Here is a 20,527-nt window from a genome sequence, read left to right on the forward strand (position 1 = left end):
CGCCTTAGCGGGGGTTGTATTAATTACTTACTGAAGATCAATTTATAATAATAAATTGCGGAGAGCACATGGCTAGTTCAGCACCACTGACATCACACACACAGTCGCAAAACCACCAAGATAAAAACTATGGTTTTGCACTTACATCTTTAACTTCACTGTTTTTTATGTGGGGTTTTATTACCTGCTTAAATGATATTTTGATTCCGCATTTAAAAGCGGTTTTCGATTTAACGTATGTACAAGCAATGCTTGTGCAGTTTTGCTTTTTTGGCGCTTACTTTTTAATGTCACTCCCTAGTGGACACATTGTTAAAAAGCTTGGTTATAAAAAAGGAATCGTGGTTGGGCTTTTAATTGCGGCAGTAGGGTGTGTCTTATTTTACCCAGCAGCGTCTTTACATAGTTATCCTGTATTTTTATTCGCTTTATTTGTACTTGCCAGTGGCATAACGTTATTACAAGTATCTGCAAATCCTTATGTAAGTTTGTTGGGTTCAGCAAAAACTGCGTCGTCTCGTTTAACGCTTACTCAAGCTTTTAACGCGTTAGGTACTACGGTTGCGCCATCATTTGGTGCTCTGTTAATTCTGGACTCAGCGTCAGAAGCCTTTTTAACACCTGCACAAAATGCAGAGTCAGTTCAACTTCCTTACCTCCTTTTAGCTGCAATGCTTATTTTACTAGCCGGTATTTTTGCTTGGCTTAAATTACCAGACATTATGAGCGAGCAAAAAGAAGCGGCTAAAAACTCAGAAAAAATTGAAGGCAGTGCATGGCAATACCGTCACCTAACATTAGGTGCTGTGGGTATATTTATGTATGTTGGCGCAGAAGTGGCAATTGGTAGCTTTTTAGTAAGCTTTTTAGCGCAAGAACATATTGCAGGACTAAAAGAGCATGCTGCAGCTCATTACATCACTTATTATTTTGGTGGTGCTATGGTTGGGCGTTTTATTGGTGCTGCTGTAATGCAAAAATTACCCGCTGGTAAAGTACTTGGCTTTAACGCGACCATGGCTATTATCTTAGTCGTTATTGCCATGAGCACGTCGGGTCAATTAGCAATGTGGTCAATACTATTGGTTGGTTTATTCAATTCTATTATGTTCCCCACTATTTTTAGTTTAGCGTTAAATGGACTTGGTAAGCATACCGCTCAAGGCTCTGGTATTTTGTGTTTGGCGATTGTAGGTGGTGCAATAGTGCCACTTTTACAAGGTGCACTTGCTGATAGTGTGGGTGTTCAACTTTCGTATGTTTTACCTATTTTATGTTACATATTTATCGTGTTCTATGGTTTAAGCGGTAGCAAACCAGTTCAAGCGCAGGAGACTCTATAATGAAAACCCCTTTTACACTTAATAAAATAGCCTTAGCAACATTAATTGCATCAGTAGGTACTTTATCGGCTTGTTCAAACGACGCAGTAACATCGGTTGAAACTAATGAAACGTTATCTAAAACAGCGCAAATTTGGCCAAAACTTAATATTGCCGTTAAAAAAGATGCCGATATTGAAGCTAAAATAGTTAACTATTTAAAAACCATGACACTTGAGCAAAAGGTTGCTCAAATGATTCAGCCAGAAATTCGTGATATTACCGTTGAAGACATGCGTAAATATGGCTTTGGTTCATATCTTAATGGCGGTGGTGCATTCCCTAATGGTGACAAACATGCAACACCAATGGACTGGGTAGCCTTAGCAGAGAGCTTTTATCAAGCTTCTGTCGATGACTCAGTTGATGGCAGTAGTATCCCAACTATGTGGGGCACCGATGCAGTACATGGCCATAATAATGTAATTGGTGCCACGTTATTTCCGCACAACATTGGTTTAGGCGCGGCGAATAATCCTGATTTAATCGAGCAAATAGCATCGATTACTGCAGTAGAGGTAATGGCTACGGGGATAGATTGGGTATTTGCACCCACAGTTGCCGTAGTGCGCGACGATCGCTGGGGAAGAACCTACGAAGGTTACTCAGAAGATCCAAAAATTGTACATGATTACTCAGCAGCCATAGTAAATGGCTTACAAGGTAAAGCCGATGGCGACTTTTTAAGTGATAAGCGTGTTATTAGCACGGTTAAGCACTTTATTGGCGACGGTGGCACGGTTGATGGTGATGATCAGGGTAATAATATCGACAGTGAACAATCATTATTTGATATTCACGCACAAGGCTATGTAGGCGGTTTATCAGCAGGTAGCCAATCGGTTATGGCTTCTTTTAATAGCTGGAATGGCGTTAAAAATCACGGCAATAAATATCTACTTACTGATGTATTAAAAACACGAATGGGTTTTGATGGATTTGTAGTAGGCGATTGGAACGGTCACGGTCAAATTGAAGGCTGTACTAACGAAAGTTGTGCGCAAGCCGTTAATGCTGGCCTTGATATTTTCATGGTGCCAACAGGTGCCTGGAAGCCTCTTTATAACAATACAATTGCGCAAGTTAAGTCAGGCGAAATTAGTATGTCGCGTATTGATGACGCAGTGAGCAGAATATTACGCGTAAAACTTCGCGCTGGTTTATTTGATAAACCAAGCCCGGCTAAGCGTCTTTACTCTGGAAAAACAGAGCTAATTGGTGCCCAAGAGCACCGCGAAGTAGCACGTCAAGCTGTGCGCGAATCGCTTGTATTACTTAAAAATAAAAATAACCTATTGCCTATTGCAGCTAATCAACGCGTACTTGTTGCAGGTGATGGTGCCGATAATATAGGTAAACAGTCGGGTGGTTGGAGTATTACGTGGCAAGGTACCAATAACAAAAATGCAGATTTCCCTGGAGCAACGTCAATTTACAAAGGGCTTGAAGAGCAAATATCTGCAGCAGGTGGAAGTGTTACTTTAAGTGCTGATGGTACGTTTGAGCAACGTCCTGATGTTGCCATTGTTGTATTTGGTGAAGAACCTTACGCAGAAGGGCACGGCGATAAAGATAACCTTGAGTTTGAGCGCGGGAATAAAAAGTCATTAGCACTTTTAAGCTCGCTAAAAGAGCAAGGTATCCCTGTTGTATCGGTGTTTATATCAGGTCGACCTATGTGGGTTAACAGCGAACTAAACGCATCTGACGCGTTTGTAGCTGCATGGTTGCCAGGTACAGAAGGCGCAGGTATTGCTGATGTTTTATTAAAAGCGGCAGACGGCACTATTCAAAATAATTTTAAAGGTAAATTATCGTTTTCTTGGCCTAAATCAGCGGTACAAACTGCGGTTAATAAAGGCGATGAAAATTACGACCCATTACTTCCTTATGGTTTTGGTTTAACGTACGGCGATAAAAACGTGTTAGCTGACGACCTTGATGAAGACTCTAAACTTGATAACTCAGGGCTTACGAGTATGGATATACTTGTTGGTGCACCTGTAGCACCATGGCGCTTATTGTTAAAATCGGGCAATGAGCTTTTAGATGTATCGAGTAGTACTCATGAATTTGGTGCAATTAAATACCGAACTGAGGACAAAATAGTACAAGAAGACGCGCGCCAATTTAACTTTAGCGGTGCAGAAAAAGCCAGTGCTGAAATAGTAACAAGCTTTGCAGAAGATACCATTGCCTACGTTGAAGCCGATAGTGTGATTAGCTTTGATATTAAATTAAACGAAGCACTAACGAGCGATATAGCACTTGCTATGACTTGCTCGGGCGAATGTGGTGCAAGCATTGATTTAGCAAACGTTGTAGATAAAAGCATTGAGAATAAATGGCAGTCAGTATCAATCGATTTAGGTTGTTTTGCTGATAAGGGTGTTAATTTTGCAAACCTAACAAGCCCATTTAGCTTACGCAGCAATGGTAAAGCGTCAATTTCTGTGGCTAATATTCAGTTTGTGCCAAATAAGGCAGGCGAAGCTACACTGTCTTGTAAGTAGTTTATTAACTCTATTGTGTGTATACCAAAGCCCTTCGAATGAAGGGCTTTTTTTATGTAGAGGATTAATACTAACCTGCATAAATACTTGAGCTAATTGATATAACTAAATAGGAACAAGTCGCTATAAATACAAAGGGTTACCACGTTTTCATAGGAGGAACCTTTTTTATAATAGCTTGTAAAATAATTAGCACTGCATTAAGAGGTTTTTTTCGTCAAAGCTAACTACTTTATCTCTGCCGGTTTCTTTAGCAAGATAAAGGCGTTTATCAGCCAACGACAGTAAGTCTTTTACACTCATTTTACCATTTACAGAGTGACTCACTCCCGCGCTCACAGATAGTTTTATATGCGCGTTTTGATAATAAAACGGATGCTTAGAAATATTTTCACGTAAGTGCTCTGCATATTCTTTAGCTGCTCGTAGGGAATAGTCTGGTAGTAATATTGCAAATTCTTCACCGCCTATTCTGGCGCAAATACCCTCATCAATAAATTGCTCTTTTATGTGCTGCGCAATCCATTTAATTGCTTGATCGCCCGTGTCGTGGCCGTACTTATCGTTTACATGCTTAAAAAAGTCAATATCTAGAATAATTATAGATACATTTATATCATTGTTATTAGGTTGTTTAAGGACTGCTTTGGCGTTATTAAAGAAACCTCTGCGATTAAATAACTGTGTAAGAGAGTCGGTATTGGCAAGGTTCGATAGCGTATATTCACTATTAGAAAATAACAAAAATGGCAGTATAAGAGCACTCAGTGTGGCTAATAGTAAATGACTAATAAGCACAATTTGCAAAGGGGTTGCTACATCTTGAATACTCGAACTAAGTACCGGTATTGATAGAAATATAGCATTTAAAAACATAACTCCACTGTGCACTAAAAAGCAGGTAATTAACGCCTTTTTCTGGGCTTTAGCAACAAAGCTCATGCTTTTGATTAAATACGCTGTGTAAATAAATAATCCGGCAATTACTAAACTCGTTAGCATTTTTGCTGCACCGAAAGGATAAATTGCCAATAACAATAAGCTAGAAAAACCAAATATGCAGTAAAGAGGCATTAAGCTAATATTTTGTACGTTTTTGTATTTATATAGTCCAACAATAATTAAAAGTGGGCTAGTAATCATTGAAACACTAGCTAAATAGTGGGTTATTAAAGGAAGATCTATGAATAAGCGCAAACATGCTAGTATTTCGGCTAATGCGAATGTGGCACAGGCTAAACCAAATAATAAAAAAGATGTTTGTTTTTTATATTTATAAATTGAGAGAAAAAATAAGCTTATGAATAAGTTAAGGATAAAAGAGAAGAAGATCACAGTAGGCAAATGAAACATGATTTATTCTCTTTATTATAAAATGATGAAATATATATTTAACTAACTGTTGTAATTATTATGTATTAATAAGAAAAGGTCAATTCAGTTAAAAGGATTGCTTTTTCAATTTTCATATTTTACCTCAAGAATTATTAACGCCCGCTAAACCAAACTCTCTAAAGCCGATTTAATATCAGGATGATGAAAACGATAATTATGAACGAGTGCTTTTTTAGGGACTACAAATTGCCCCGTTGTTAGTAAGTCTGACATTTCACCCATTAATAGTTTAAGTGCTGCAGTAGGCATAGGAATAAATGCAGGTCGAGAGAGCGCTTCGCCTAAGCTTTTACTAAATTGAGCATTGCTTACAGGGTTTGGTGCTGTTGCGTTAACAGGGCCAGATATTTCTGGATGCTTAATAATAAAAAGTATTAGCTGAATCATATCGTCGATGTGTATCCACGACATTCCTTGCTCGCCATTACCAATTGGGCCGCCTAAACACAATTTAAAAGCGGGTAGCATTTTACTTAATGCTCCACCTTTTTTAGCTAAAACAATACCCGTGCGCAAAAGGCACACTCTGGTGTGTTCTGATTGCGCGAGTAGCGCTGCATTTTCCCAGTCTTTACAAAGCTGGTGGCTAAATTCGTCGTGTGGGTTTTCAAAAGTTTCATCAATAGGGTTACTATTTTGTCGACCATAAAATCCAACGGCGCTTCCAGATATATAAGTATGCGGGGCAGTGCTACAAGCTTTAATAGCTTCACTAATTTGTTGTGTAACACCAATACGGCTGTCGCGTATTATTTGCTTTTGTTTGTCGCTCCAGCGTTTATTTACAATAGGTTCGCCAGCTAGATTAATAACAATATCAACAGTGTTAAAATCTACTGCATTGACATTGCTTACGGCTTTAACTTTATGGCCTAATAATACGTTTGCTTTAGTCGGATTTCGGCTAAGCACAGAAACAGTATTATGATGAAGTAAAAAAGGGCATAAGTGCTTACCAATTAATCCCGTCGCGCCAGTAATAAATATATGCATTATTAATCCTTACAATAAAATAGTAGCAAGTGATTAAAAAACATACTCGCTAGCAAACAGCTTTGCAAATTTATACGTAAAACAGGCTTTTATGATCACTTCGTAATTATTTCATTTAATTACCTTTTGCCTTACACTAAAGCCATATCATTAATAAAAGGGTTAATAAATTGGCAAGTTTAACTGGAGTAAATAAAAGCTTAATAGTTTTTGCTTCCTTAGTGGTCGTACTCGCGGGGATAAAAGCGGCAAGTGTAATTATTATTCCGTTTATTTTGGCGGCGTTTATTGCCATTATTTGTAATCCGCTTATCAAGTTTTTTGCGCGCTACCGAATTCCTAAAGGTATTGCTGTTATGTTGGTAGTGCTTATTATAGTTGGCTTAGGTGTAAGCCTTGGCGGGCTTGTAGGGCAATCAATAAACGATTTTTCGCAGCAACTTCCTGAGTATAAAACACAACTCAAAGAAGAATTTGTATGGCTTGTAGATTTAGCATCTCAATACAACATACTGATTAATAAAGAACAGTTAATCAATATGTTCGACCCAGGTAAAATGGTTGATGTAGCCACTAATATGCTCACCGGTTTAGGTGGCGTAATGGCAAACATGTTTTTAATTATTTTAACCGTTGTTTTTATGTTGTTTGAAGGGCCAATGCTGAGCAAAAAAATACACATGGCACTTGAAGATCCCGATAGCAAAATGAAGCAAATTGACCGCTTTTTAGAGTCTATTAATTCATATCTGGCAATTAAAACACTAGTAAGTTTAGGTACGGGTATTATTGCTGCGTTTTACTTATGGATTTTAGACGTTGACTACTTTGTGCTGTGGGGGGTATTGGCATTTATGTTCAATTACATTCCTAATATTGGGTCAATTATTGCGGCTGTACCGGCTGTATTACTTGCGCTTATTACTCAAGGTCCGTTAATTGCGGGATTGGTTGCTGCAGGTTATTTAACAATAAATACGGTGATGGGCAATATTGTAGAGCCTAAGTTTTTGGGCAAAGGGCTGGGTCTTTCAACGCTAGTGGTATTTTTATCATTAATATTTTGGGGCTGGTTATTAGGTACTGTGGGTATGCTTTTATCTGTGCCCTTAACTATGATTGTAAAAATAGGCTTAGAAGCCAGTGCTGAAGGTAAGTGGGTTGCCACTCTACTAGGCAGTGGCGAAGACGTTGCTAAAAATAACTAACATCTATAACTATCAAGGGCTGTAAAATTAAAGCCCTTGATGGTTAAGTTATCAGTAAATACAGGGCTATTAATTAACAAACAATTTAATAGCGTCATCCACCGCGTTTATTGCGCCTTCTAAATATCCTGCTTCTTGTTTTGCAAACTCACTCGCTACAAAATGAATATTGAGGTTACTTATTTCCTCACCTAAGCCTGAAAAATCAAATTCTGGGTGCTGCGAAGGTTGAGTTTGATCGTCTCTATTAGCTACAAACTTATCGTCTGCCCAGTCTTTGATAAAATACCCCGTTGCCTTTTCAGCATCTTTACCATAAAAGTAGCTAAGCTGCTGGGCACAGGCTTGAATTAATTGCTCTTTAGTTACTTGGTTTCGTGATAAGTAGGGCACACCTATAAAGCCAAATAATGCGGCGTAATTGCCATCTTCAGCACTGGCATCGTGAATTTCGACCATTGGGCCTACGCGACTAAAGCATTGCCCTGATAAGTTTTTATCACGCCAAAGTGCATGTTCAAAAGTAGCTATAAATTTGGCTTGTCCTGCCATCCATGTAGGTACACTACTAAGGCGGTTTATGAGCGTTGGAGTAGCCCATAGTTCAGGTGTTAAGTGTGTTGTAACCATACGAGCAGGAATAGCTGAAATTAGTTTTTCAGTAGTAAAGTGCTTTATATTACCTAAGTGATTAACTGTAATTTGCCAGTTATTATCACCTTTTTTAAGCTCAGTGACATTGTGTTCTAATAACACTGAATCAGGGTTAAGTTGCTCGTATAAGGCAGTTATTAAGGTATTCATGCCGTGCTTAAGCCTAAATAACTGCATATCTCCAGCACCTGCAATTTGTTGAGGCTGCTTGGAGTTAGGTGCTTGATATAACACATCACCTTTGTTGTATTGCTCAAATATACTTAAGTGGAGTGACTTTACTAAAGCTTGGATTTTTGGTTGGTGAGGAAATATCCACGTAGGACCCAAATCAAAACTAACATCGTTATTTATTGGTGATTGCGCAGCAAAAATTCGGCCGCCTAATTGCGATTTAGCTTCCAGTAATAAGTACTCAATATTAAGCAGTTGTAATTTATACGCACTGTATAAGCCGGCCAGTCCGCCACCTATAATTATTACTGGTTTAGTCATTTGTTTACCTATTAGCTATTTAGCAATCTACTAGTAGGTAGTTTGTTTTGATATGAATAAATTGTCAAGTAGGCTAAAGGGAACGAGTAGTGAAACGTAATACCAATCTGCTTATATACGAGGTCTATTTAACGTTAAGAAAATTACGCTAGAACTAGGCAAAAATTTTTGTATCTAGTTGTTCTAAATAAAAAATTTTTAACGACGTTATAGTGCAATTTAATTCGTTAAATTGATCAAAGATTTATGCAGGTTGGTATAACTAGTTTAGTGTGCTTTAAGTTACGTTAAAATGGGTGTTTTAGTGATTCTGTAAATTGATTTATAAGCTCTATTTCACAGAGTTTATAGCTAATGGCCGCTGTTGTCGCATTAGGAAGTTTTATTAAGTAACGCCATTGGCAGGCGCTCTCAAGGTACTTTTCGTTATTTTTAATGCTGCGCATAAATAACGGCAGTACTTGCGTATTACCTGTGCTTTCTTGTGATTTAGTTAGCTCATATTTGCGCTTTTGTATCCAACTGCCTTGTGCTTGCTTTGCTTTATCAATCTGGCTATCTAGGCATTGAATATACCGCTTAGCTTCATCGGTTGTTGCTTTAGCGGCTAAAGTACATGCTTCATTTGCAAAGCTGTACTGGCTTGTAGCTAATAGCACAATGGCAGTTAGTTTTAATAAATAGTTACTTTTTGTCATTGTAATTAAACTCTAAGATAAATTGAGCGCCGGCTAAGTTATCAGCATCGGTAATGGTAAGCGTCCCGTTATACGACTTAACTAAATCAGATACAATCGCCATGCCTACGCCGTGTCCGCTTTCGTATGTATCGAGGCGAGTACCACGTGTAAGTAAAGATTCACGTTTATCCTCTGGCACACCAGGGCCATCATCGCTAATTCCAATACACAGAGTTTTACTTTGGATTACTTGTATTTCTACTTGCGAGCGGCACGCTTTACAGGCGTTATCAATCAAGTTACCGAGTAATTCCATTAAATCTGTTTGGTCACCTAAAAAGTAATCTTTTTCGGTTACGGTGCAGGTAAAAATAATATCTTTATCACGGTATACTTTTGCCATAGCACTGAGTATTGAATCGAGTACTGGCTTAATAGGTGTTTGCTTTTTCCACGTGTCTGATGCACCGGTTGCAGCACGCTTTAATTGGTGCTCGATCATCACATTAATTCGGTCGAGTTGTTCTTGTGCATCTGCATCGTTTGCCAATGGACTTGATTTAAGTACTGCAAGCGGTGTTTTAAGTGCATGAGCAAGGTCGCTCAATGAGGCTCTATAGCGCTCTTTTTGGCGCTGTTGCGACTCAAGTAGCAAGTTTAGGTCTGCTTTTATTGTTTGCAGCTCTACAGGGTAGAGGCCTTTAATTTCTTGAATATCACCCGATTCAATCGCTTTTATTTCTTTATCGAGTCGTTGGAGTGGGCGAGCGCTCCAAATGAAACCAATCGCCATTAGGCCTGCAATTGCAATCCCCATGATAAACATCCAATCTACTAGGGTTTGCTTAAAGCCATCCATTATACGAAGTAGAGCGTCGTTACGTTTGACTAATATAAAGCGAGCTTGTTCTGATTGATCTATGTTGTTTAAAATTACAGTCAGGCTAAGTTGCCAGTACGCGGTATTATTATACTCCACACGCCTAAAGTCGGCGGCACCGGCTTTGGTCTCTATTTGTTGAGGTACATAGTTTAAATTTACAGCCGATTCTGAGTTCCAAACAGGGTCATCATCGCGGTAAATCATTGCGTAGGTGTCTGAATTTAATCTGTTTAACTCAGGCGCTAAAATAGTGCTGGGCATAATAATACCATGCTCAGTAAAGTCGACTTCAGATATTAGCGAGTAGAGCTGTGCCTCGAGGGTTTTTTCTGTCGCATCAACCAGTGAAGCGTAATACGCTTTGCCAATTGAATAAAATAAGATAGGGAGTGCGACTAATAAAACAAAGACAAGGATAAATCCTTGCCTTATTTTTAACGATATTTGCGGTATTACCACTGGCTTTTAAGCCTGTAACCACGCCCACGTAGTGTCTCTACTGGGTTTAGTACGCCTTCAGGGTCAAGCTTTTTACGCAAACGTAGTACAAATACTTCAATTACGTTTGAATCAAGGTCAAAATCTTGGTCGTAAATATGCTCAGTAAGTTCTGATTTAGAAATTACTTTTTGCGGATTTACCATTAAGTATTCAAGTACTTTATATTCGTAAGCTGTAAGGCTAAGTTCTTTATCATCAACCCATACTTGTTGTGAACGTGTATGAATTTTAATTGGACCCGCAGTCATTTCTGGATTTGCTTTACCAGCACTACGGCGGATTAATGCATTACAACGTGCAATAAGTTCTTCAACATGAAATGGTTTTGTAAGGTAGTCATCTGCACCTGCATCTAAACCTTCTACTTTATCCTGCCAGCGATCGCGCGCTGTTAAGATTAAAATAGGGATAGTAATGCCTTGTGCTCGTGCTTTATTGATTAGCTCAATACCGTCTATTTTAGGTAAACCTAAATCAACTACGGCCATATCAAGCGGGTATTCTGTAATGTGGAAAAGACCTGCTTCACCATCGTGACATAAATCCACGCTGTAACGTTCTTTTTCTAAAGCATTACGTAGGTTATCTGCTAAATGTAAATCGTCTTCAATAACTAAAATTCGCATTTGTTAATCCTTTTTCACTTCGCCGGTTTTTTTATTTATATGTAAATCAACGACGTGGCCGTCAGATTTGAGTATTCGTACGGTATAAAAATCTGTTTTTTCGGTAATTTTTAAGGTCTTACCGCCTATTGTTTTCTTTGCAAGTATTACGGCTTTCTTTTTGTCCACCTCAGCATGAGATGCTTGGGTGGCCGTCGCTGCTTGAGCAAAGTTAGCTAAGCTAACACAAGCAATAAAACCGAGGCTTAATAATACGCGCATAATGGAAAACTCCTAGACCAGACCCACTTAGTTTAATTAACTAAGTTACTAAAATTCAAGTAAAAACGCTAAATTCGCTTTTATCTCAGTAATTTTAATTAAAATCTTGTGAACAAACCCTGAATTACAGTGCAACACACGCTCTTAGGGTTTAATACACTTTTAAGCAGGGAACACTTTTTTGAAAGGTTTAACAATTGTATTTTCATAGATGCCAGCGGCAACGTAAGGGTCAGCTGCTGCCCACTCTCGAGCTGCTTCTATTGACTCAAACTCAGCAACAACTAATGAACCGGTAAAACCTGCTTCTTGAGGATCTTCACTATCGACTGCCGGAAATGGACCCGCAGTTAATAAACGGTTTTGTGAATCAAGCTCACTAAGGCGTGCTAAATGTGCCGGGCGTGCTGCTTTTCTAAGCTCTAAGCTGTTTTCAACGTCTGTTGAGTGAATCATGTACAACATAAGGAATCTCATAAAAATTGTTAAATTTGATTAACGCAATACTACCACAGCGTTGAAAATTGGTGAATTAAAAGCGTATTTACACAGGTTTACACTTCGATTTTATTTTTAAGCTGTAATTGCTTGAAAATCTCTGTGTAACACTGGTAGAGTCGCTGAAATATACAAAATAATAAAAAGGTTTTATGCATGAGCGAAAATAGAGAACGATTTAGTTCCCGTCTCGGATTCATAATGGCAGCGGCAGGTTCGGCTGTTGGTATTGGCAATTTAGTTGGTTTTCCGGTTTCTGCTACCAAAAATGGTGGTGGCGCATTCTTATTAATTTACGCTTTATTTGTCGTATTTATTTGTTTACCAGTCATGATGGCTGAAATGGCAATGGGTCGTAATGCTCAAAAAGATCCACTTGGTTCGTACAAGCTATTATCTAATAACGATAAAAAATGGAAGCTAGCAGGTTTTTTAGCGGTGCTTACACCATTTATGATTGCTGTGTTTTATATGGTAATTACGGTTTGGATTTTTGGTTACTTAACGCAAACAGGCCTCGGTAATTTAGATTTACTTGCAGATCCTGGCCACTTTGGTGTTTTTATTAATAGTTACACTGTGTTTGGCTATATGGCCGTTGTGGTTATTATTGTTAACTTAATTTTGTTAGGGGGTGTTAAACAAGGCATAGAAAAAGCCGCTAAATTTTTAATGCCAGCCTTACTTTTCATGCTACTTGCTTTAGTTACTTATGTATTAACGCTTGATAACGCAATGGCCGGTGTTAAATACTACATTATTCCTGATTTTTCTAAGATGAGTGCAAGTGTACTTAATGGCGCATTAAGCCAAGCGTTTTTCTCGCTATCGCTGGGTATGGGTATATTAATGACTTACGCGTCGTACATTTCTAAAAAGGATGACATTGTAAGTAGCGCTAAAATGGTCGCTATTACAGACTCACTCGTTGCGTTTGTAGCGGGCCTAATGGTGTTGCCCGCTATATTTAGCTTTGATCCAAACACAGACCCATCAGCACTTTCTGACTCGTCTGTATCAATGATTTTTGTATACCTACCTAAAATATTATTAGCACTGCAAAATGATATTGGTTATGTAGGTGCGTCTATTGTTGCGTTCTCATTCTTTTTATTAGTATTTTTTGCAGCGATTACTTCACTTGTTTCAATAGTAGAAGTACCGACAGCAACACTAAGTGACCGTAAAGGTATTAGCCGTAAAAAAGCATTGGGCATCCTTACACTTTCAACCGGTGTACTTACTATTTTATGTACAATGTCGTTTGGTATGATTGACAGCCTTACTTCGTTCACCAGTTATGGCGGCGTTAATAAGAGCTTTTTTGATATTATTGTTGATGTATTTTACGACACAATTTTACCGCTTAATGGCTTAATGGTGTGTTTGTTTGTAATGTACCGCTGGAAAAAAGCACGCTTAACACAAGAGCTAAGCTTAGGTTCGCCTAATTATGCGGGAAGCTTGATGGAAAAGTACGTTAACTTTTCACTTTCAACGTTTATTCCTGTCATTCTAGCTGTGATATTTATAAATACAGTGGCGACTAAGTTTTTTGATTTAAAAATATTTGGTTTTTAAATAGACCTCTTTAAAAGCTTATTGAATAATAAAATGCCGCTCAGTTAAGCTTAGCGGCATTTTTTATAGGCGTTTTTTTACAGGTATCTGGTAACTATTAAAAGGATTTAAAATGAATAAAATTATTATTGGGTTTGCTTTTGCTATTTCATCATTTGGCGCATTTGCACAAAGCGCTGATGGTTGGCCAGAAGGCGGTGCAATGCACACCGGCAATACTTATAATTTAGAGGGCAATAGATACAAAACTAAAATCAGTAAAATGATGGATGAAATTTACCCGCAACTAACTGATGATTACCAAGTAGATGCAGTTAAAGCACAAATAAAAGCATGGGAGCAGTATATAGATGCTACATGTAACGTTGTTGGCATAGCAACGGGGGCCGGTGGCTCTTGGCCCTCAACGTATAGTGTTAAATGCGAAAGAAGCCTAAGTTATGATAGATACTTTGCGACTAAAAATGCGCTAAAGTGTGTTAATAGATTGAGCAAAGAAGAGTTTGTAGGACACAGCGAAAAGTTAAATTGTTTAATTCAAACATTAAATATAAAAATATTTTAAGACCTACATAGCGCTACAGCTAAATTATACAGTTAGCTGTAGCATTTTAGGCTTTATAGCAACTCAATACTTACTGTTGCGCCTTTTTCGATATTGCCGCTTTGTGCTGGCACTACAATTAAGCAGTTAGCTTTACTAAGCGACGAAAGTACACCCGAGCCCTGTTTATTAAACGGGGCAACCACCAAGTCACCTTGCTCGTTAATTGTTGCTGTACCGCGCTGAAAATCAGCTCTGCCAGGGCGCTTTTTAATAACGGATGTAGTAACAGCGTTAAAACGCATTTTAGGGTTTACTTCACCAAGACCCGACAGCTTTTGCAGTGCCGGCTCTACTAACTGATTAAACGTAACTGCAGCCGACACAGGGTTACCTGGCAAGCCAAAAAAGTAACTGTTACTTAGTTTACCAAAGGCAAAAGGTTTGCCTGGTTTCATGGCTATTTTCCAAAAGTGAATTTCGCCAATTTCGTTGAGCACTTCTTTAGTAAAGTCGGCTTCACCAACCGATACACCGCCTGAGCTTATTACGGCATCGGCAAGTTCGTTCGCTTTTAAAAATGCATTAGTGATGAGTTCTTTGTCATCAGGAATAATTCCTAAATCAATCACGTCTATATTTTTTTGTTGCAGCGCACTAATAATAACAGCGCGGTTGCTTTCAAAAATAGCGCCTTGCTTAAGCGGCTGACCAGGTTCTATTAGCTCATCGCCGGTAGAAAGCACGGCTATTTTTAAGGTTCTTACCACGTCTATATTGGCAATTCCCAAAGATGCAAGTAACCCCACATCAACGGCTTTTAATTTATCGCCTGCTTTTAAAATAACGTCGTCTATAGCAATATCTTCGCCAGCAAAACGCACGTTTTCATTTAGCTCAGGTTGCGCAGTAAACGTAATTTTATCGCCATCAACCGAGGCGTTTTCTTGCATTACAACGCCGTTAGCGCCAGGTGCAATGGCAGCGCCGGTCATTATTCTTACGCATTGACCAGGGGTAAGTGTTCCTTCAAAAACTTGACCTGCAAACACACTACCTACTTGTGTGTAGGTTAAGCTTTTATCTGAAATACACAGCGCATAGCCATCCATTGCAGAGTTGTTATGAGCTGGTACGTTTATAGTTGATTTAACATCGCTTGCTAAAACGCGATCAACGCTTTGCATTATAGTGATGGTTTCAACGTCTTTAACTGGCGTTATTGAGCCAAGTATATTTTGTATTGCAGTTTCAATTGGCAATAAACCGGGTGCATTGCAAACATCGTTCATATATATTGCTTACTTAAATCATTTTATTTTGAAACAATACTTATAATGTCAAAGCTTTACAATACATGGTTGGGTTATTTTTTGCTTATCGCATGCATGCTTTCGTGCGGCGTAAACGCAAAAGAAACGCTGCAAGTAGCCGTAGCGAGTAATTTTAAAACTGTATTGCAAACCCTACTAAAAAAATCCCCATTACCTAATGTTGAAGTGAAAATATCAGCCGCTTCTAGCGGTGTTTTATATTCGCAAATAGTGCATGGCGCACCATTTGATGTGTTTTTATCGGCCGACGATTTTCGACCGCAATCACTTATTAAAGAAGGCTATGCCGAGCAAAGCAGCTTAATCACTTACGCGTTAGGCGAACTTGCTTTGTGGCAACCCAAAGCTGAAAAAGTAAATGATAAAGTAGCCATTGCTAATCCGCGTTTTTCACCATACGGGCGTGCCTCAGAGCACTACGCGAATAACCATTTTAAAAAGCCAGTAAATTATGTGTACGGTAATAATATTACGCATGCATTTCAGTTTGTTGAAAGTGGTAATGTAGGAATAGGGCTGGTGGCTGTTTCATCACTAAAGGCAGCTTACAGTAACACGCAAGATCAAAAATATTTAGATTACACCGTGCTGCCTATAAATCAATATCCCGATATAATTCAACAAGGCGTTATTATTAGCTCGACTAAAAAGCGTGCTAGCGCTAAGCAACTCATGCAATTTCTAATGGCAGAGGCTACGCAGCAACAGTTAATTGAATTAGGTTACAGAATAAAGGACAACAATGCTTCAAAGTGATTTAACCGCGCTGTGGTTAACTATAAAACTTGCCTTTATAACCGCAGTGCTCCTTCTTGTTTTTTGTATTCCACTGGCTTACAAGCTTGCTGGCTATAACGGTAAATTTAAACCATTTTTAGAGGCATTAATTGCAATGCCTTTAGTGCTGCCGCCTACGTTGTTAGGGTTTTACTTACTTGTTTTGTTTTCGCCTGATCACGCTTTTGGGCAGTTTTGGTTTTGGCTAACGGGTACTCAGCTTGCGTTTAGTTTTCAGGGCGTGGTTATTGGCTCGCTTTTTTATTCGCTGCCTTTTGTAATGCAGCCGCTTGTGGCTGGGTTTAAGCATATTAATCAAACCTATAACGAAGCTGCCATTGCGCTTGGATTAAGCCCGTTTAAACGCTTTGTACATTTAATTATTCCGCTTTTAAAACCCAGTATTGGTAGCGCATTTGCTTTAGGCTTTGCGCACACATTGGGTGAGTTTGGTTTGGTATTAATGATTGGCGGTAATATTCAGGGGCAAACACAGGTGGTGTCTATTGCGCTTTATGACCATGTTGAATCGTTAAATTATACGGCGGCGCATCAGCTTTCACTTATTTTACTGGCTATTTCGTTTGCCTGTTTAGTGCTGTTATTTAAGTTTAATAAAAGCATTGTAGGGGTTAAGCAATAACATGATTAAGTTAAGCCTTTTTAAAGCACTCAATAATTTTGATTTAGATATAAACCTTGAGCTTGAGTCGTTTAATGTATTGGGTGTTTACGGACCTTCCGGTTCGGGTAAGTCAACATTACTGCGTTGTATTAGCGGTTTAGAGCCTGCAAAAAGTGTTTATGTAAACAATCAGCCAGTGCATGAGTTGCCAAGCGATAAACGCGGTATTACGCTTCAGTTGCAATCTTGCCCGTTGTTTCCTCATTTAGATGTGGCAGGTAATTTAGCGTTTACACAAAAACACTGCGGGAATAAGCAAACAAGCTTAACGCTAGAATACGTTGTTAAAACACTTGAATTACAAGACTTACTAAACCGTGATGTACAAAGCTTATCGGGTGGCGAACGCCAACGTGTAGTATTTGCGCGCACTTTGCTTGCCGGTCAAAAATTTATAATGCTTGATGAGCCTTTTAGCGCGCTTGATTGGTCATTGCGTTTTAAAACACTCACTAAACTTAGCGAGTTTGCAGTTAAGTTTAATATTAAATTTATAATAGTAAGTCACTCATTAAAAGAGCTGCTATTTTGCTGCGATACCCTTATTCAGCTTGATAAAGGTAAGGTGATAAACCAAGGTGCAAGTGCACACGTTGCAAAGGCTATTTATGCAAACGATAGACAAACACCGCTGAGCTTAATTAATTACGACGTGGTTAAATTTGATGAAGACTACGGGCTATATCAACTACAATTACAGCAAAGTGAGCAGCCGCTTTTTGTGCTTCCTGCACTTGTAGATAGCAGTAATAAGCTAATTATAGAAAGTGAGCAAATGTCGTTTAGTGCGTTAAAGCCTGAGCAAACAACGCATAGCAATGTTTTAGAGTCGGTATTAATTCAGGTTGAGCTTATTAATAATAAGTGGCAGTTAACGCTTAATGTAGATGGGCAAACATTGTATTGTTTGGTATCAAGACGAGTGTGGGACAAAAACGACTTTAAAGTGGGCGATGTGCTTTATACAACAATCAGTAATCTAGAATAACTAAATGCTGCACACCGCACATTGACTGTTTTTAGCTATTTTAAAACGATTAAACTCCATGCTTAAACCATCCACCAGCAATAAGTGCTCGCTTAAACCACTTGGCAAACCAGCAAGCATTTTTAGCGCTTCAGTAGCCTGAATGCTGCCTATTAGCCCCACAATAGGGGAAAGTACGCCGGATTCAGAGCAGCTTTGTGTTTGTTCACTAAAAAATTGCGACAAACAACCATAACAATGGCTGTTTTCATCCATAGTAAAACAGGCGACTTGTCCTTCCATACGTATTGCAGAGCCTGACACCAGTGGAACTTTAGCCTTAAAACAGGCGCTATTAAGTGCATTGCGCGTTGTTAGGTTATCTGAGCAATCAATCACTATATCAATGTTATTAAATAATTGTTCTGTAGAGGTACTTGCATCAAAAAATGCCTCAATAGTGTTTATGTCTATTTCACTATTAAGCGCGTTAAGCTGTTTTTTAGCAGCACTGCATTTTGAACTACCAATATCACTTTCTTTATACAGTATTTGCCTTTGCAGGTTGGTCACGTCTATTTCATCGTTGTCAACTAAGGTAAGCGTCCCAACGCCAGATGCCGCTAAGTATTGACCTACCGCACACCCAAGCCCACCCACACCAATAATTAAAGCATGCGATTGCCATAGTCGCTCTTGTCCGTCTATATCAAGCTGCGGGAGCATAATGTGCCGAGAATAGCGCAGTTGCTGCTGGTAAGTTAGCGGTGTTTTTTGCATTTTTAAAATCTCAACCTTTTTTTGAACAATACCAAGTTGTTAAATCCAAGAGCAAGTAATAACGCTTTTTATTTGCACTCTAACAACCCAGAGCCCTTCACTCATATAGTGCAACTATAACGTATAAAAACAAGTGTTGCATGTAACCATATGAAATTTATAGTTTTTAATTAGTGGCTCAGTAATTGCTATATCGGGTTAACTTAAATTTAACAAACATTGGGCTGCTACTCATATAAAAGGGTGGGGCATTAATAAAACAATAATACGTTTACGAGGAAAATAAACATGCAACCGAGTTCTGGGTTTAACCTAATATCGTTTAGCGGAAAAATGAAAGTATTGCATCTAAGTTGGATGGTCTTTTTTGTGTCATTTTTTGTATGGTTTAACCATGCTCCTTTATTAGGTGCCATAGCGGGTTCACTTGGGATCACCATGGCACAAGTTAAAACATTACTAATTTTAAATGTAGCGTTAACTATTCCAGCGCGTGTTGTGGTGGGTATGCTAACCGATAAATTTGGTCCCCGTATTGTTTATGCGGCACTACTTATTAGCTGTAGTATTCCATGTTTTATGTTTGCTATGGCAACCACATTTGAGCAAGCCGCAATAGCGCGTTTTGCTTTAGGCTTTATTGGTGCAGGCTTTGTTGTGGGCATTCGAATGGTGAGTGAATGGTTTCCTGCTAACGAGTTGGGTATAGCTGAAGGCATTTATGGCGGCTGGGGTAACTTTGGTTCAGCAGCAGCGGCTATGTTATTGCCAATTATTGCACTGATGTTTGGTGGCGAAGATGGCTGGCGTTATGCAGTAGGTTTAACCGGTGTATTAAGCGTTATATTTGGTGTTATTTGGTACTTAAATGTAACCGATACGCCAAAAGGCGGTACATACTTTAAGCCTAAAAAAGTAGGCGCAATGGAAGTTACCAGTAAAGGCGACTTTGTATTACTGCTTATTATGAAAATCCCTATGTACGGCGCATTAGCATTACTTACTTGGAAGCTTTCGCCAACCGGTGCTAACCTAATTTCGGCTAATTTTGTACTTGCTGTGTATGCTTTTTTAGTCCTACTTTATATTTACGAAGTGTATAAAACCTTTGACGTAAATGGTCATATTTTTAAAGAGCCTGTACCTGAGTCGCATCGTTATGAGTTTAAGCAAGTGGCTGTTTTAAATATTTTATATTTTACAACTTTTGGTTCTGAGCTTGCGGTTGTCTCTATGTTGCCGCTGTTTTTTATGGATGTGTTTGCGCTTGATATGGTGTACGCGGGTATTTTAGCCTCTGCTTACGCATTCATGAACTTAGCATCTCGCCCTGGTGGCGGTTGGATTTCAGATAAATTAGGTCGTCGTATAACACTTATTGTACTTACGATGGGTCTTGCTGTTGGTTATTTTGTAATGGGCTTGGTTGATGCATCGTGGCCTTTATGGCTTGCTGTAGTAGCTGCTATGGCATGTTCGTTCTTTGTGCAAGCTGGTGAAGGCGCTGTATTTGCCGCAGTACCACTAATTAAGCGTCGTTTAACAGGGCAAATTGCAGGTATGACAGGCGCATACGGTAATGTTGGTGCAGTAGTTTACTTAACGGCATTATCACTTGTTGATTATCAAACCTTCTTTTTCATTATTGCGGGTAGTGCATTACTTGGCTTAGGCGCACTGTTTTTTATGAAAGAACCAGACGGACACATTACCGAAGTAAATGAAGACGGCACCGTTGAACTTATTTCAGTGACTTAAGGCATTATTGAC

19 protein-coding genes are annotated in these 20,527 nt (G+C 38.9%); 9 read left to right on the forward strand and 10 right to left on the reverse strand.

Annotated features, from left to right (window positions below):
- The first annotated feature begins 68 nt into the window (after nucleotides 1-68).
- A complete protein-coding gene (locus GQR38_RS12365) occupies nucleotides 69-1,343 on the forward strand; it encodes a sugar MFS transporter (RefSeq protein ID WP_165721849.1) in 1,275 nt (424 codons plus the stop codon).
- Complete coding sequence (locus GQR38_RS12370; protein ID WP_165721848.1) at nucleotides 1,343-3,895, forward strand: glycoside hydrolase family 3 N-terminal domain-containing protein; 2,553 nt, start codon at nucleotides 1,343-1,345, stop codon at nucleotides 3,893-3,895. Before GQR38_RS12365 ends, GQR38_RS12370 begins: the two co-directional genes overlap by 1 nt.
- Nucleotides 3,896-4,084: 189 nt before the next feature.
- Here GQR38_RS12370 and GQR38_RS12375 read toward each other — a convergent pair whose 3' ends face one another.
- Together GQR38_RS12375 and GQR38_RS12380 are read right to left on the reverse strand one after the other, a co-directional pair.
- Nucleotides 4,085-5,038, reverse strand: a complete 954-nt coding sequence (locus tag GQR38_RS12375; RefSeq protein WP_002959792.1) for a GGDEF domain-containing protein — start codon at nucleotides 5,036-5,038, stop codon at nucleotides 4,085-4,087.
- Between the two features lie 354 nt (nucleotides 5,039-5,392).
- Entirely contained in the window at nucleotides 5,393-6,283 is an 891-nt protein-coding gene (locus GQR38_RS12380; RefSeq protein WP_165721847.1) for a TIGR01777 family oxidoreductase, read from the reverse strand.
- Between the two features lie 170 nt (nucleotides 6,284-6,453).
- Between GQR38_RS12380 and GQR38_RS12385 the strand changes: the two genes are divergently transcribed.
- Nucleotides 6,454-7,491: an AI-2E family transporter gene (locus tag GQR38_RS12385; protein ID WP_007585280.1), complete on the forward strand. Its 1,038-nt coding sequence runs from the start codon at nucleotides 6,454-6,456 to the stop codon at nucleotides 7,489-7,491.
- A gap of 69 nt (nucleotides 7,492-7,560) precedes the next feature.
- On the opposite strand, the gene GQR38_RS12390 is transcribed toward GQR38_RS12385, so the two are convergent.
- From GQR38_RS12390 to GQR38_RS12415, 6 genes are all read right to left on the reverse strand, one after another.
- On the reverse strand, nucleotides 7,561-8,640 hold the full coding sequence (locus GQR38_RS12390) for an FAD-dependent oxidoreductase (protein WP_165721846.1): 1,080 nt from the start codon (nucleotides 8,638-8,640) through the stop codon (nucleotides 7,561-7,563).
- Nucleotides 8,641-8,927: 287 nt separating this feature from the next.
- Nucleotides 8,928-9,338 carry a hypothetical protein gene (locus GQR38_RS12395; protein WP_101163078.1) on the reverse strand — a complete coding sequence of 137 codons (411 nt, stop codon included), beginning with the start codon at nucleotides 9,336-9,338 and terminating at the stop codon, nucleotides 8,928-8,930.
- Nucleotides 9,325-10,662, reverse strand: a complete 1,338-nt coding sequence (locus GQR38_RS12400; RefSeq protein ID WP_010552535.1) for an ATP-binding protein — start codon at nucleotides 10,660-10,662, stop codon at nucleotides 9,325-9,327. Before GQR38_RS12400 ends, GQR38_RS12395 begins: the two co-directional genes overlap by 14 nt.
- Entirely contained in the window at nucleotides 10,656-11,330 is a 675-nt protein-coding gene (locus GQR38_RS12405) for a response regulator transcription factor (RefSeq protein ID WP_007375447.1), read from the reverse strand. Before GQR38_RS12405 ends, GQR38_RS12400 begins: the two co-directional genes overlap by 7 nt.
- A gap of 3 nt (nucleotides 11,331-11,333) precedes the next feature.
- Complete coding sequence (locus GQR38_RS12410) at nucleotides 11,334-11,591, reverse strand: PepSY domain-containing protein (RefSeq protein WP_002959808.1); 258 nt, start codon at nucleotides 11,589-11,591, stop codon at nucleotides 11,334-11,336.
- 162 nt (nucleotides 11,592-11,753) lie between these two features.
- Nucleotides 11,754-12,056: a YciI family protein gene (locus GQR38_RS12415; protein ID WP_010552536.1), complete on the reverse strand. Its 303-nt coding sequence runs from the start codon at nucleotides 12,054-12,056 to the stop codon at nucleotides 11,754-11,756.
- Nucleotides 12,057-12,245: 189 nt separating this feature from the next.
- Between GQR38_RS12415 and GQR38_RS12420 the strand changes: the two genes are divergently transcribed.
- Both GQR38_RS12420 and GQR38_RS12425 read left to right on the forward strand, forming a co-directional pair.
- Entirely contained in the window at nucleotides 12,246-13,670 is a 1,425-nt protein-coding gene (locus GQR38_RS12420) for a sodium-dependent transporter (protein ID WP_010552537.1), read from the forward strand.
- A gap of 112 nt (nucleotides 13,671-13,782) precedes the next feature.
- Nucleotides 13,783-14,235, forward strand: coding sequence for a DUF1311 domain-containing protein (locus tag GQR38_RS12425; protein WP_165721845.1), 453 nt, complete (start codon nucleotides 13,783-13,785; stop codon nucleotides 14,233-14,235).
- Between the two features lie 53 nt (nucleotides 14,236-14,288).
- Here the strand turns inward: GQR38_RS12425 and glp are convergent, their stop codons facing one another.
- Complete coding sequence (gene glp, locus GQR38_RS12430) at nucleotides 14,289-15,506, reverse strand: gephyrin-like molybdotransferase Glp (RefSeq protein WP_165721844.1); 1,218 nt, start codon at nucleotides 15,504-15,506, stop codon at nucleotides 14,289-14,291.
- Nucleotides 15,507-15,551: 45 nt separating this feature from the next.
- On the opposite strand from glp, the gene modA reads away from it, so the two are divergent.
- Genes modA through GQR38_RS12445 form a run of 3 tightly spaced genes read left to right on the forward strand, consistent with a single transcriptional unit; the run spans nucleotide 15,552 to nucleotide 17,998 of the window.
- Nucleotides 15,552-16,304 carry a molybdate ABC transporter substrate-binding protein gene (modA, locus tag GQR38_RS12435; protein WP_206006186.1) on the forward strand — a complete coding sequence of 251 codons (753 nt, stop codon included), beginning with the start codon at nucleotides 15,552-15,554 and terminating at the stop codon, nucleotides 16,302-16,304.
- The gene (gene modB, locus GQR38_RS12440; protein WP_002959821.1) at nucleotides 16,291-16,968 is read left to right on the forward strand and encodes a molybdate ABC transporter permease subunit; all 678 of its coding nucleotides are present in this window, start codon (nucleotides 16,291-16,293) and stop codon (nucleotides 16,966-16,968) included. The genes modA and modB overlap by 14 nt, the downstream gene beginning before the upstream one ends.
- Nucleotide 16,969: 1 nt before the next feature.
- Nucleotides 16,970-17,998 carry an ATP-binding cassette domain-containing protein gene (locus GQR38_RS12445; protein ID WP_165721843.1) on the forward strand — a complete coding sequence of 343 codons (1,029 nt, stop codon included), beginning with the start codon at nucleotides 16,970-16,972 and terminating at the stop codon, nucleotides 17,996-17,998.
- On the opposite strand, the gene moeB is transcribed toward GQR38_RS12445, so the two are convergent.
- The gene (gene moeB / locus GQR38_RS12450) at nucleotides 17,999-18,757 is read right to left on the reverse strand and encodes a molybdopterin-synthase adenylyltransferase MoeB (RefSeq protein WP_024590917.1); all 759 of its coding nucleotides are present in this window, start codon (nucleotides 18,755-18,757) and stop codon (nucleotides 17,999-18,001) included.
- Nucleotides 18,758-19,045: 288 nt separating this feature from the next.
- Between moeB and GQR38_RS12455 the strand changes: the two genes are divergently transcribed.
- On the forward strand, nucleotides 19,046-20,515 hold the full coding sequence (locus GQR38_RS12455; RefSeq protein WP_007585259.1) for a NarK family nitrate/nitrite MFS transporter: 1,470 nt from the start codon (nucleotides 19,046-19,048) through the stop codon (nucleotides 20,513-20,515).
- The last annotated feature ends 12 nt before the right edge of the window (nucleotides 20,516-20,527 follow it).

Source organism: Pseudoalteromonas sp. c7(2019), assembly GCF_011378625.1.
GTDB classification, from domain to species: domain Bacteria; phylum Pseudomonadota; class Gammaproteobacteria; order Enterobacterales; family Alteromonadaceae; genus Pseudoalteromonas; species Pseudoalteromonas arctica.

Bases quoted from the DNA above. Each gene is read 5' to 3' on its own strand.
- GQR38_RS12365 (WP_165721849.1), top strand. From the start codon at position 69: ATGGCTAGTTCAGCACCACTGACATCACACACACAGTCGCAAAACCAC.
- GQR38_RS12370 (WP_165721848.1), top strand. From the start codon at position 1,343: ATGAAAACCCCTTTTACACTTAATAAAATAGCCTTAGCAACATTAATT.
- GQR38_RS12375 (WP_002959792.1), bottom strand. From the start codon at position 5,038: ATGATTACTAGCCCACTTTTAATTATTGTTGGACTATATAAATACAAA.
- GQR38_RS12380 (WP_165721847.1), bottom strand. From the start codon at position 6,283: ATGCATATATTTATTACTGGCGCGACGGGATTAATTGGTAAGCACTTA.
- GQR38_RS12390 (WP_165721846.1), bottom strand. From the start codon at position 8,640: ATGACTAAACCAGTAATAATTATAGGTGGCGGACTGGCCGGCTTATAC.
- GQR38_RS12395 (WP_101163078.1), bottom strand. From the start codon at position 9,338: ATGACAAAAAGTAACTATTTATTAAAACTAACTGCCATTGTGCTATTA.
- GQR38_RS12405 (WP_007375447.1), bottom strand. From the start codon at position 11,330: ATGCGAATTTTAGTTATTGAAGACGATTTACATTTAGCAGATAACCTA.
- GQR38_RS12410 (WP_002959808.1), bottom strand. From the start codon at position 11,591: ATGCGCGTATTATTAAGCCTCGGTTTTATTGCTTGTGTTAGCTTAGCT.
- GQR38_RS12415 (WP_010552536.1), bottom strand. From the start codon at position 12,056: ATGTTGTACATGATTCACTCAACAGACGTTGAAAACAGCTTAGAGCTT.
- GQR38_RS12420 (WP_010552537.1), top strand. From the start codon at position 12,246: ATGAGCGAAAATAGAGAACGATTTAGTTCCCGTCTCGGATTCATAATG.
- GQR38_RS12425 (WP_165721845.1), top strand. From the start codon at position 13,783: ATGAATAAAATTATTATTGGGTTTGCTTTTGCTATTTCATCATTTGGC.
- glp (WP_165721844.1), bottom strand. From the start codon at position 15,506: ATGAACGATGTTTGCAATGCACCCGGTTTATTGCCAATTGAAACTGCA.
- modA (WP_206006186.1), top strand. From the start codon at position 15,552: ATGTCAAAGCTTTACAATACATGGTTGGGTTATTTTTTGCTTATCGCA.
- modB (WP_002959821.1), top strand. From the start codon at position 16,291: ATGCTTCAAAGTGATTTAACCGCGCTGTGGTTAACTATAAAACTTGCC.
- GQR38_RS12445 (WP_165721843.1), top strand. From the start codon at position 16,970: ATGATTAAGTTAAGCCTTTTTAAAGCACTCAATAATTTTGATTTAGAT.
- moeB (WP_024590917.1), bottom strand. From the start codon at position 18,757: ATGCAAAAAACACCGCTAACTTACCAGCAGCAACTGCGCTATTCTCGG.
- GQR38_RS12455 (WP_007585259.1), top strand. From the start codon at position 19,046: ATGCAACCGAGTTCTGGGTTTAACCTAATATCGTTTAGCGGAAAAATG.